Source organism: Streptomyces litmocidini (genome assembly GCF_014649755.1).
Classification (GTDB): domain Bacteria; phylum Actinomycetota; class Actinomycetes; order Streptomycetales; family Streptomycetaceae; genus Streptomyces; species Streptomyces litmocidini.
On record NZ_BMTQ01000014.1, the window covers coordinates 46,631 to 58,713 of the forward strand.

Genomic DNA, 12,083 nt, shown 5'->3' on the forward strand with positions numbered 1-12,083 from the left:
GGGGGGCGGGCTCCCTTCGCCGGGTGGCGGGTGGGCGAGTGGGACGGGGGCGTCCCGAGACGTCCTGGTTTCAACCTTACGAGGTGCAAAATCCGCTTCCCGGGGCACCCCCGCCCCTCGCGGCGAGGACCTCGGTCATCGATCGTCCGGGACCTCAGGGGAGGGTGCCGGTACGCCCCCGGCGGCCCTATCGCGTGCTCGTGACGACAGTCACAGTACGGTGATACCCTCCCTGCGGAGGAAGGAGGCCCCTCGAATGAGCCCCTTTACCGGCTCCACGCCCCGCACGGCACGCTGGCAGCACCTGCGCCTCGACATCGACCAGGGCGTGGCCACCGTCACCCTGGCCCGCCCCGCCAAACTCAACGCCCTCACCTTCGGCGCCTACGCCGACCTGCGCGACCTCCTCGCCGAGCTCTCCCGCGAGCGCGCCGTCCGCGCCCTCGTCCTCGGCGGCGAAGGCCGCGGCTTCTGCTCGGGCGGCGACGTGGACGAGATCATCGGTGCCACCCTCGCCCTCGACACCGCCCGGCTCCTCGACTTCAACCGGATGACCGGCCAGGTCGTCCGCGCCCTCCGCGAATGCCCCTTCCCCGTCGTCGCCGCCCTCCACGGCGTCGCCGCCGGCGCCGGGGCCGTCCTCGCGCTCGCCGCCGACTTCCGGATCGCCGACCCCACCACCCGCTTCTCCTTCCTCTTCACCCGGGTCGGCCTCTCCGGCGGCGACATGGGCGCCGCCTATCTGCTGCCCCGGGTCGTCGGACTCGGCCACGCCACCCGTCTCCTCATGCTGGGCGAGCCCGTCCACGCCGCCGAGGCCGAGCGCATCGGGCTCCTCAGCGAGCTCACCGAGGAGGGCGCGGCGGGGGAGCGGGCCGCCGCCCTCGCCCGCCGCCTCGCGGACGGCCCCGCCCTCGCCCTCGCCCAGACCAAGGCCCTGCTCACCGCAGAGCTCGACATGCCGCTCGCCGCAGCCGTCGAACTGGACGCGGCCACCCAGGCGCTCCTGATGAACGGCGAGGACTACGCCGAGTTCCACGCCGCCTTCACCGAGAAACGCCCCCCGAAGTGGCGAGGATGCTGACGCTCCCGGGTCCGGAGCCCCGAAGCGCCCCCGCCCAGGCCCCCGACCCCCGTCCCGGCCCCGGACCCGACCCCCGTCCCGGCCCCGGGTCCGGCCCCGCGCGGATCGCCGTCGTCGGCGGCGGGCCCGGCGGCCTCTACGCCGCCGCGCTCCTCATGCGGCAGGACCCGGCCCGCGAGGTCACCGTCTGGGAGCGGAACGCCCCTTCCGACACCTTCGGCTTCGGCGTCGTCCTCTCCGACGAGACCCTCGGCGGCATCCGGGACGCCGACCCCGTCGTGTACGAGGCGCTCCGCGGCGAACTCGTCCGCTGGGACGACATCGACGTCGTCCACCGGGGCCACCGCACCACCTCCACCGGCCACGGCTTCGCCGCCCTCGGCCGCCGCCGGCTCCTGGAGATCCTGCACGCCCGCTGCGCCGAGCTCGGCGTACGGCTCCGCTTCCGCACCGAGGCCCCGCCCCCCGCCGTCCTCGCCGCCGGCCACGACCTGGTCGTCGCCGCCGACGGCGTCCACAGCCGCACCCGCGAGGCCCACGCCGCGCACTTCCGCCCCCGGATCACCCCCCACCGCTGCCGTTACATCTGGCTGGCCGTCGACTTCCCCTTCGAGGCGTTCCGCTTCGAGATCGCCGAGACCGAGTACGGCGTGATGCAGCTCCACGCCTATCCCTTCTCCAGCGGGTCCTCCACCGTCATCGTCGAGATGCGCGAGGAGGTCTGGCGGGCCGCCGGCTTCCACGAGCTCGACGAGGCCGAGTCCACCGCCCGCTGCGCCAAGGTCTTCGCCGAGGCGCTCGGCGGCCGGGAGCTCCGCTCGAACGCCTCCGCCTGGACCACCTTCCGCACCGTCTCCAACGCCCGCTGGTCGCACGGCAACACCGTGCTCATCGGCGACGCCGCCCACACCGCCCACTTCTCCATCGGCTCCGGCACCAAACTGGCCGTCGAGGACGCCGTCGCCCTCGCCGCCGCCGTCGACGCCCACCCGGACCTCGAGGAGGCCCTGGCCGCGTACGAGACGGAGCGCCGTCCCGTCGTCGAGTCCACCCAGCGCGCGGCCGGCGCCAGCCTCCGTTGGTTCGAGGAGCTCGCCGGGCACGTCGACCGCCCGCCCCGCCGCTTCGCCTTCGACCTGCTCACCCGCAGCCGCCGCGTCACCCACGCCAACCTGCGGCTGCGCGACCCCGCCTTCACCGCCGCCGTCGAGGAGGACTTCGGCTGCCCGCCCGGCACCCCGCCCATGTTCACCCCCTTCCGGCTGCGCGGACTGACCCTGCGGAACCGGGTCGTCGTCTCCCCCATGGACCTGTACGTCGCGGAGGACGGCGTCCCCGGCGACTTCCACCTCGTCCACCTCGGCTCCAGGGCCCTCGGCGGCGCCGGACTCGTCATGACCGAGATGGTCTGCGTGAGCCCCGAGGGCCGCATCACCCCCGGCTGCACCGGTCTCTGGACCGACGAACAGGCCGCCGCCTGGACCCGGATCGCCGACTTCGTCCACACCTCGGCGCCCGGCACCGCGCTCGGCGTCCAGCTCGGCCACTCGGGCCGCAAGGGCTCCACCCGCCGCATGTGGGAGGGCATCGACCAGCCCCTGCCCGAGGGCAACTGGCCGCTCGTCGCCGCCTCGCCCCTCCCGTACCGGCCCGGCGTCAACCAGACCCCGGCCGCCCTCGACCGCGCCGGACTCACCGCCGTGCGCGAGCAGTTCACCGCCGCCGCCCGCCGGGCCGCCCGCAGCGGCTTCGACCTCCTCGAACTGCACTGCGCCCACGGCTACCTGCTCTCCGGCTTCCTCTCCCCGCTCACCAACCATCGCACCGACGCCTACGGCGGCGACCTCACGGCCCGGCTCCGCTACCCCCTCGAAGTCTTCGACGCGGTACGGGAGGTCTGGCCGGCCGACCGGCCCGTGACCGTCCGCGTCTCGGCCACCGACTGGGCCGAGGGCGGCACGACCGCCGCGGACGCCGTCGAGATCGCCCGCGCCTTCGCGGACCACGGCGCCGACGCGATCGACGTCTCCACCGGGCAGGTCGTCCCCGACGAGGAGCCCGCCTACGGCCGCTCGTACCAGACGCCCTACGCCGACCGCATCCGCAACGAGCTCGGCGTCCCGGTGATCGCGGTCGGCGCGATCTCCTCCTGGGACGACGTCAACTCCCTGCTCCTCGCGGGTCGCGCCGACCTCTGCGCCCTCGCCCGTCCGCACCTCTACGACCCGCACTGGACCCTGCACGCGGCGGCCGAGCAGGAGTACGCGGGCCCGGCCGCCCCCTGGCCCGCCCCGTACCGCGCGGGCAGCCGCCGCCCGCCCACCGGCCGCCGGGACTGAGGACCCCGGACGCCCGCGCATGCGGATGCGACGCGGGGGCATGGTCCGCCCTCCGGCCCCGCCCTTGAATGGGGACATGACGGAGAACGACAGGGGCGGGAAGGGTGCCGGGGCGGTCCTCGGCGCGGCGACGGCGGCGACCGGACTGGTCGCCGGGGTGTGGTTCGCGTACGTCTGCTCGGTGATGCCGGCGCTGGCGCGCAGCGACGACCGGGTCTACGTCGAGGTGATGCGGAACGTCAACGACGTGATCCAGAACCCGGTGTTCTTCACCCCGTTCTTCGGGGCGCCGGCCCTCACGGCGGTGGCCGCCCGGCAGCACCGCGCCGGCCGGGCGCGGCCCTGGACGCTCGCCGCGCTCGTCCTCGGCCTCGCCGTCCTGGTGGTCACCTCGGCGGCGAACGTGCCGCTCAACGACGCCCTCGCGGCGACCCGGGACCCGGCGGCCGCCCGGGCCGCCTTCGAGACCCCGTGGGTGGCGTGGAACATCGTCCGCGCGGCCCTCGGCACGGCGGGCCTCGCCTGCCTGGTGCGGGCCCTGGCCGTACGGCACCAGGGGGCGTCCTGCCGGTCAGGCCGGCTCCTGCCCGGCGGCCGCCCGCGCCCGGCGGGCCGTCGCCGCCTTCGCGTACAGCAGGTGGGCGATGGCCTCGGCCGCCAGGAGCAGGACCACCAGCCACGGCGCCAGCGCGTCCGCGCCGAGGACGACCAGCAGGGGGACACCGACGCCCGGGACCGCCCAGGACGCCACCTCGCGCACGGGCCGACCGAAGCGCAGGCCGATCGCGGCGTGCGCCGCGTGGTAGAGCGCGAGGCCGCCCGCGAGCGCCCACACCGCGCCCCGGGGGAGGTGGTCGCGACCGGACTCGTCCACGGCCGTGGCGAGGCCCGCCGCCATGGAGATGACGGCGGCGGTGACGAAGAAGTGCAGGAAGCCGCCCACGTCACGGGCGAGGAGGTACGCCTCGCGGGTGCCCGCGGCGCCGATGACCCGCTCGGCCGTCGCCGAGGCGAAGTCGAAGTACGACCACCACAGCGCGGCCAGCAGGACGAACCCGAGCACCGCCACGACGCCTGCCTCCGCGGTCCAGGTGCGGTCCGTGGAGGTGATCAGGCCGAGGACCGACTCGCCGAGCACGATGATCACGAAGAGGCCGACCCGCTCGACCAGGTGCCCCGTGTGGACCCGCCCGGGAACGCCCCTGCCCCGCGCGGTCAGCAGTAGGACCATCTCCGCAAGCAGCAGCCCGGCCCAGACCGGGTAGCGCCAGGGCGCGGGAACGGCCGCCGAGCCCGCCCAGAGCAGTCCGGAGAGCAGGCAGTAGGTCAGCGGGCGCCAGCGCGGGATCCGGCCGGACGCCGGGAAACGGGTGGCGGGCCACCACAGGGCGAGCAGGACCAGGCGGGTTCCCGCGTAGCCGAGCGCGTAGGCCGGACCCCGGTCGCCGTCGGCCTCGGGGACGGCCGCGGCCATCACCGCGAGACACAGCATGGCGGCCAGCATGGCGAGCCGACGGCGGGCGCTGTCGTCGTGGAACAGGTTGGCGGAGACGGTGAGGTTGGCCCACATCCACCAGGGCGGGAAGTAGAGGCCGAGGAAGACGCCGAACTCGTGCGGGCCCGGGTCGCCGTGCAGTCCGTGCGAGAGCTGGGCGACGAACGCGACGAAGACCAGGTCGAAGAAGAGCTCCAGCCATCCGGCGTGCCGGGGCTCGGCCTCGGTCCCGGGCGGGCCCGCGGGCGGGGGCGGCGGGGCGGCGGGGTGCGAAGTGCTCATCAGGCCATCCGGGTGGGGATCCGACCGGACACGGACCGCTGCATCAGACCACGGATCCGCCCCCGCGCCCCGAGCGGCCCGCCGAACGCCGGCGGGTGTCGAGCCGGCCCGCCGGCACCGGCGACGTGCGGTGCCTGACGGTGCGGGTCGGGCGGGTTCCGGAAGAGCCGGCCTAGGGGGTGTCCGACAGGAACGGGCCCACGTACTCCGCCCCCCGGTCCCGCAGCAGTTCGTGCAGGGCCGCGAAGACCTCCGCCGAGCGGCGGCCCGGCCAGTCGTCCGGCAGGAGCTCCGCCGGGAGCACCGGGTCCGCGTAGGGCAGCCGGCGCCAGGAGTCCAGGGCGAGGAGGTAGTCCCGGTAGGCGTCCTCGGCGCCCGCAGGGGCCGCCCGCCAGGCCCGCAGGACCGGCTCGTGGGCCGCGAGGAACTCCTCGTGGAGTCCGGCGATCGCCGGCAGGTCCCACCAGCGGGCCACCGCCCCGGCCGTCGCCGCGTACCCCAGGTGGTCGCCGCGGAAGAGGTCGACGTACGGGGAGAGCTCCAGGCGCTCCAGGGCGTTCCGGGTCTCCTCGTACAGCCGGGCGGGCGCGATCCAGACGCCCGGCGCCGCCGTGCCGAAGCCCAGCCGGGCGAGCCGGGAGCGCAGCAGGTGCCGCTTGTGCCGCTCGGCCTCGGGCACCGAGAAGACGGCCAGGACCCAGCCCTCGGACAGCTTCGGCTCCGTGCGGGCGTAGATCCGGCGGTCGCCGTCGTCCAGGAGCCGCCGGGCGTCCTCCGAGAGGGCGTACCCGGCGGCGCCGCCCGCCGTCCGGCCCGGCAGCAGCAGCCCGCGCCGCTTGAGCCGCGACACCGAGGAGCGCACCGAGGGCGCGTCGACGCCGAGCACGCCGAGCAGCCGGATGAGCGCGGCCACCGGCACCGGCGACTCGTCGGGCGCACGGCCGTAGGCGCCGTAGAAGGAGACGATCAGGGATCGGGGAGTGTGCTGCTCGGCCACGTGATCACTGTAAGCGGTGGTGGACACGTCATGCCGGTCACGCCGGGGTCCGCAGCAGGAAGCGCTGGAGCTTCCCCGTCGCCGTGCGCGGCAGCGCGTCGAGGAAGACGATCTCCCGGGGCGATTTGTACGGGGCGATGCGGGCGCGGACGAAGGCCCGCAACGCGGCGGCGGTGCTCGCGTCGCGCGGCACCCCGTCCCGCACCACCGTGTACGCCACGACGACCTGGCCGCGCAGCTCGTCCGGGCGGCCGACCACCGCCGTCTCCACCACGTCGGGGTGGTCGAGGAGCACCTCCTCGACCTGGGGGCCGGCGATGTTGTAGCCGGCCGAGATGATCATGTCGTCGGCCCGTGAGACGTAGCGGAACCAGCCGTCGGGCTCCCGGACGTACGTGTCGCCCGTGATGTTCCAGCCGTCCCGTACGTACTCCTCCTGGCGGGGGTCGGCCAGATAGCGGCAGCCCACCGGGCCGCGCACCGCGAGCAGTCCCTCCTCGCCGTCCGGGACGCCCCCGCCGTCGCGGTCGACGATCCTGGCCTGCCAGCCGGGCACCGGACGCCCCGTGGTGCCGGGACGGATGTCGCCGTCGGCGGCGGAGATGAAGATGTGCAGCAGTTCGGTGGCGCCGATGCCGTTGATCAGGCGCAGTCCGGTCCGCGCGTACCAGGCCGTCCAGGTCGCCTCCGGCAGGTTCTCGCCGGCCGAGACGCAGCGGCGCAGCGAGGCCACCTCGGGGGCGGTGCCCTGGGCCAGCTCCTCCAGCATGACCCGGTAGGCCGTCGGGGCGGTGAAGAGCACCGAGACCCGGTGCCGCTCGATCGCCGCGAGCAGCTGTTTGGGCCCGGCCTGTTCGAGGAGGACCGCGCTCGCCCCGGCCCGCAGGGGGAAGACGACGAGCCCGCCGAGGCCGAAGGTGAAGGCGAGCGGCGGTGAGCCGGCGAAGACGTCGTCGGGCAGCGGGCGCAGGACGTGCGCGGAGAAGGTGTCGGCGACGGCCAGGACGTCCCGGTGGAAGTGGACGCAGCCCTTGGGCCGCCCGGTCGTTCCGGAGGTGAAGGCGATCAGGGCCACGTCGTCGGCGGCGGTCGCCACCGCCTCGTACGGGTCGGGCCGGCGGTCGGCGAGGGCCAGCAGGTCGTCCGGCCCGTCCCCGCCGAAGGGGGTGACGCGGAGCCCGGGTATCCGGGCCGCGAGGAGCTCGTCGAGCACTCGGGCGTCGCAGAGCGCGTGGGTGCAGCGGGCGGCCTCGGCCATCACGGCCAGCTCGGGGGCGCGCTGCTGGGCCAGGACGGTGACGGCGACGCCGCCGGCCTTCATCACGGCGAGCCAGCAGGCGGCGAGCCACGGGGTGGTGGGGCCGCGCAGGAGGACCCGGTTGCCGGGCACCACCCGCAGGTCGGTGGTGAGGACGTGGGCGATGCGGTCCACCCGGTCGCGCAGCTCCCCGTAGCTCCAGACCCCGCCCTCGCCGTCGTGGAAGGCGGGCCGGTCGGCGCCGAACCGTTCTACCGTGCGGTCGAGGAGTTCCGTGCCGCAGTTGAGCCGATCGGGGTAACGGAGCTCGGGGAGGTCGAAGACGAGGCGCGGCCAGCGGTCGGGAGGCGGCAGCCGGTCGCGGGCGAACGTGTCGAGGTGGGCCGAGGGCGTCAGCTCCATGAGTCCGTCCCCCTGTCGTGGTGGGGTCGTCCGTCGCTCCACGAGCGTATCGTGTTGGTGACGACAGTCAACGGTTCGCGACAAGGGTGCCGGAGGGCGCCGGGACGGAGGCGCCGCGAGGCGCTGGGCCCGGGGCGCCGCACGGCACCGGGACCGGGGCGCCGCACGGCGTCGGGAGGAGGGCGCCGCGAGGCGCCGGGACCCGGGCGCCGGAAGGCGCGAGGGCCGGGACGCCGCACGGCGTCGTGACCAGGGCGCCACGAGGCGCGGGGACGAAGGCGCCGGACGGCGCCGCGACGAGGGCGCCGGAGGGCGCCGGAGAGGGCCCACATGCCCGCATTCTCGCTCGATCCGGCACAGACCACCTGGTGTGCGGAGCTCAGCGCGCTCGCCGCCGAGCGCCTCAAGCCCCTCGCCGACCGGGGCGAACCCGGCAGGGTCAACCGCCCCCTCGTCGCCGCCCTCGGCGAGCTCGGCCTGCTCGCCCGCCTCTTCGAGGCCGGCGCCCTCGACCTCTGCCTCCTGCGCGAATCCCTCGCCCGCACCTGCACCGAGGCCGAGACCGCACTCGCCCTCCAGGGCCTCGGCGCCCATCCCGTCGCCGCCTTCGGCACCCCCGCCCAGCGCGCCCGCTGGCTCCCCGAGGTCACCGCCGGACGCGCCGTCGCCGCCTTCGCCCTCTCCGAACCGGACGCCGGCTCCGACGCCGCCGCCCTCGCCCTCGACGCCGTCCCCGACGGACGCGGCGGCTGGCGCCTGCACGGCGAGAAGCGCTGGATCTCCAACGCCCCCGAGGCCGACTTCGCCACCGTCTTCGCCCGCACCACCCGGGGCGCCGGAGCCCGCGGCGTCACCGCCTTCCTCGTCCCCGCCGACCGCCCGGGACTCGGCGGCGAACCGCTCGACATGCTCGCCCCGCACGCCCTGGGCACCCTCACCTTCGACGGCGTCCCCGTCGGCCCCGACGACCTCCTCGGCGCACCGGACCGGGGCTTCCGGGTCGCCATGAACACCCTGAACCTCTTCCGGCCCAGCGTCGGCGCCTTCGCCGTCGGCATGGCCCAGGCCGCCCTCGACGCGACCCTCGCCCACACCGCCGCCCGCCCCGCCTTCGGCGGCGTCCTCGCCGACCTCCAGGCCGTCTCGCACCGCGTCGCCGAGATGGCCACCCGCACCGAGGCCGCCCGCCTCCTCGTGTACGCGGCGGCCGTCGCGTACGACGAGGGGGACCCCGACGTCCCCCGCCGCTCCGCCATGGCCAAGCTCCTCGCCACCGAGACCGCCCAGTACGTCGTCGACGCCGCCGTCCAGCTGCACGGCGCCCTCGCCCTCCAGCGCGGCCACCTCCTGGAGCACCTCTACCGGGAGGTCCGCGCACCCCGGATCTACGAGGGCGCGACGGAGGTGCAGCGCACGATCATCGCGAAGGAGCTGTACGCGAAGGTGCCGTCCCCCGAGGCCCTGCCCACCGAGGCCCCGCCCGTCGGGCGGCGGCCCGCGGAGGACACGCACACCCCGGAGCCGAAGGAGGCGACCGCATGAGCCTGCACCGCCACAACCCCGCCGAACTCTCCCCGCCCACCGGCTTCTCCCACGCCGTCACCGCCACCGGGTCCCGGCTCGTCTTCCTCGCCGGACAGACCGCCCTCGACACCCGGGGCGAGGTCGTGGGGGAGGGGATCACCGAGCAGTTCACCACCGCCCTCGCCCATCTGCTCACCGCCCTGCGGCACGCCGGCGGCACCCCCGCGGACCTCGCCCGCGTCACCGTCTACACCACCGACGTCCCCGGCTACCGCGAGCACGCGCACGAACTGGGCCGGATCTGGCGCCGCTTGGCGGGCCGTGACTACCCGGCGATGGCCGTCATCGGAGTCGTACGCCTCTGGGACGAGCAGGCCCTGGTGGAGCTCGACGGCTTCGCGGTCCTCGACGAACCCGCGCCCGCTTGATCAACTGGTCACCCGCCCGGGCCGGGCTTAGTGTCGAAAGGTGGACTGACCGGCCCACGGCACACTCACCAGGCGAGGCCCGAGGCGCCACATGAGTACACCCAAGCCGACGACACCCGAGCAGACCGCCCCTCCGAAGAAGGGTGGGGACGGCAAGGGCATCGCCCTGTTCGTGATCGCGTCCTGTCAGCTGATGGTGGTCCTCGACATCACCATCGTGAACATCGCCCTCCCGCACATCCAGACGGCGCTGGACTTCTCGACCACCAGCCTGTCCTGGGTCGTCAACGCCTACACGCTCACCTTCGGCGGACTGCTGCTGCTCGGCGGGCGCACCGGCGACATCCTGGGACGGCGACGCGTCTTCATCTTCGGCGTGCTGCTCTTCGGACTGGCCTCCCTCTTCTGCGGGCTCGCGCAGAGCGAGTGGCAACTCCTCGCGGCCCGGGCCCTCCAGGGCGTCGGCGGCGCGATAGCCTCGCCGACCTCGCTCTCCCTCATCACCACGACGTTCGACGAAGGCCCGGAACGCAACCGGGCCTTCGGCGTCTTCGCGGGCGTCTCGGCCGGCGGCGGCGCGATCGGCCTGGTGGCCGGGGGCATGCTCGTCCAATGGCTCGACTGGCGCTGGATCTTCTTCGTCAACGTCCCGATCGCCGTGCTGATCGCGCTCCTCACACCGCGTCACGTCAAGGAGTCCGAGCGGCACCCCGGCCACTTCGACCTCGCCGGCGCGCTGACCTCGACGCTCGGCATGGTGGCGCTGGTGTACGGATTCATCCGGGCCGCGCAGGAGGGCTGGAGCGACCCCTACACGATCGGCTCGTTCGCCGCCGCGATCGTCCTCCTGGCCGCGTTCATCCTCATCGAGCGGCGCTCCCAGCAGCCCATCACGCCCCTGCACATGTTCGCCGACCGCAACCGCTCGGGCACCTACGTCATCATGCTCTGCCTGGCCGCGGCCATCTTCGGGATGTTCTTCTTCCTCACCCTCTTCGTGCAGCAGGTGCTGGGCTTCAGCCCCCTGACGACGGGCCTCGCGTTCCTGCCGGTCAGCGCCATCATCGCGGTCGGCGCCGGCTTCACGTCCAACCTGCTGCCCAAGTACGGTCCGAAGCCCTTCATGGTGACGGGCTCGGTGCTCGCCGCGGCCGGCCTGTCCTGGCTGACGCTCACCGACGTGAACTCCACCTACGCGGGCAGCATCCTCGGACCGATCCTCGTCTTCGGTCTCGGCATGGGGCTGATGTTCGTCTCGCTGACCATCATGGCGCTGTCGAACGTCGAGCCGAGGGAGTCCGGCGCCGCGTCGGGCCTGCTCAACGCCATGCAGCAGGTGGGCGGTTCGCTCGGCCTCTCGATCCTGGTGACCGTCTTCGGCACGGCCAGCCGCAACGAGGCGGACAAGCAGGTCCCCGCCTTCCTCTCCCAGGCCGGCCCGCTGGAGAAGGCCCGGTTCGCCAAGACCGGCCAGCTCCCACCGCCCTGGAGCGACCAGGTCCTCACCTCCGGCGTCTCCGCGGGCTTCGTCACGGCGGCGATCTTCGCCGTCGTCGGCGCCCTGGTCGCCCTCTTCGTGATCCAGGTCCGCGCCTCCGACATCGAACGGCTCAAGGGCGGCGGAGTGATGCCGGGCGCCGGCTGAGCCCCCCTACGGCCCCAGCGTGGCGTACGGCCGCTCGGGGCAGACGGCGTCGGGCGGCGCCAGCTTCAGATAGACGGTCCCGTACTGCGGGTCCTCGACCGTCTCACCCGGCTCGGGATCCTGGAAGCAGACCTTCCACGGATCCGCGACGCCGGGCAGCGCCACATCGGAGTACGCGCTCTCCGGCTCGACCTTCCTGAACCCGACCGGCGCCAGCGCCTCCCCGGCCCGCGCGAAGGTCATGCCGGTGACGGCGGGCATCCTCGGCCAGGGCGGCTTCTCGCCGTCGACGGCGGGGCAGGGCGCCCCGACGCGCACCACCCCGAGATCCAGCACGGGCCGGCCGCCGTCGCGCCGCCCCGCCGACGTCTGGAAGCACACCGTCCACTCGTCCGCGTCCCACTGCCGCGCGTCCTGGTCGGAGGCGTCGTGCGACACGACGGAGTACCCGGCGGCGGAAGCGGCCCCCTGAGCCTCCCGGAGCCCCTTCCCGACGAGCGCGGGAGGCCCGGTGGGCGTGGGCACGGCGGAGACGGTACCCGCGACCCCCGGAGGCCGGGCGTCACCCCGCACGGCCTCCTTCTCCGGCGGACCGCCGCCGAAGAGGCGAGTCACGCCCCCGACAGCCA

9 protein-coding genes and 1 pseudogene are annotated in these 12,083 nt (G+C 74.7%); 6 read left to right on the forward strand and 4 right to left on the reverse strand.

From position 1 onward, the window contains the following. The first annotated feature begins 256 nt into the window (after positions 1 to 256). The 3 genes and pseudogenes from IE180_RS26520 to IE180_RS37405 all read left to right on the forward strand — a co-directional run. Complete coding sequence (locus IE180_RS26520; protein WP_123455901.1) at positions 257 to 1,084, forward strand: enoyl-CoA hydratase family protein; 828 nt, start codon at positions 257 to 259, stop codon at positions 1,082 to 1,084. Positions 1,085 to 1,239: 155 nt separating this feature from the next. Then, on the forward strand, positions 1,240 to 3,423 hold the full coding sequence (locus IE180_RS26525) for a bifunctional salicylyl-CoA 5-hydroxylase/oxidoreductase (RefSeq protein WP_229860923.1): 2,184 nt from the start codon (positions 1,240 to 1,242) through the stop codon (positions 3,421 to 3,423). Positions 3,424 to 3,652: 229 nt separating this feature from the next. Continuing rightward, a pseudogene (locus tag IE180_RS37405) lies at positions 3,653 to 3,889 on the forward strand (anthrone oxygenase family protein); the annotation flags it as partial. Between the two features lie 105 nt (positions 3,890 to 3,994). Here IE180_RS37405 and IE180_RS26535 read toward each other — a convergent pair. The 3 genes from IE180_RS26535 to IE180_RS26545 all read right to left on the reverse strand — a co-directional run bounded on the left by IE180_RS26535 (position 3,995) and on the right by IE180_RS26545 (position 7,857). Next, positions 3,995 to 5,200, reverse strand: a complete 1,206-nt coding sequence (locus IE180_RS26535; RefSeq protein WP_190159482.1) for a low temperature requirement protein A — start codon at positions 5,198 to 5,200, stop codon at positions 3,995 to 3,997. 172 nt (positions 5,201 to 5,372) lie between these two features. Further along, positions 5,373 to 6,197, reverse strand: coding sequence for a PaaX family transcriptional regulator (locus IE180_RS26540; protein WP_190159483.1), 825 nt, complete (start codon positions 6,195 to 6,197; stop codon positions 5,373 to 5,375). A gap of 37 nt (positions 6,198 to 6,234) precedes the next feature. Further along, positions 6,235 to 7,857, reverse strand: a complete 1,623-nt coding sequence (locus IE180_RS26545; protein ID WP_190159598.1) for an AMP-binding protein — start codon at positions 7,855 to 7,857, stop codon at positions 6,235 to 6,237. A 330-nt stretch (positions 7,858 to 8,187) separates the two neighbouring features. On the opposite strand from IE180_RS26545, the gene IE180_RS26550 reads away from it, so the two are divergent. The 3 genes from IE180_RS26550 to IE180_RS26560 all read left to right on the forward strand — a co-directional run bounded on the left by IE180_RS26550 (position 8,188) and on the right by IE180_RS26560 (position 11,454). Continuing rightward, positions 8,188 to 9,399, forward strand: a complete 1,212-nt coding sequence (locus IE180_RS26550) for an acyl-CoA dehydrogenase family protein (protein ID WP_229860907.1) — start codon at positions 8,188 to 8,190, stop codon at positions 9,397 to 9,399. Then, positions 9,396 to 9,809, forward strand: a complete 414-nt coding sequence (locus tag IE180_RS26555) for a RidA family protein (protein WP_190159484.1) — start codon at positions 9,396 to 9,398, stop codon at positions 9,807 to 9,809. The genes IE180_RS26550 and IE180_RS26555 overlap by 4 nt, the downstream gene beginning before the upstream one ends. A 91-nt stretch (positions 9,810 to 9,900) precedes the next feature. Further along, a complete protein-coding gene (locus IE180_RS26560) occupies positions 9,901 to 11,454 on the forward strand; it encodes an MFS transporter (RefSeq protein ID WP_190159485.1) in 1,554 nt (517 codons plus the stop codon). Positions 11,455 to 11,460: 6 nt separating this feature from the next. On the opposite strand, the gene IE180_RS26565 is transcribed toward IE180_RS26560, so the two are convergent. Next, positions 11,461 to 11,979: a PASTA domain-containing protein gene (locus tag IE180_RS26565; RefSeq protein WP_190159486.1), complete on the reverse strand. Its 519-nt coding sequence runs from the start codon at positions 11,977 to 11,979 to the stop codon at positions 11,461 to 11,463. Positions 11,980 to 12,083 lie beyond the last annotated feature (104 nt).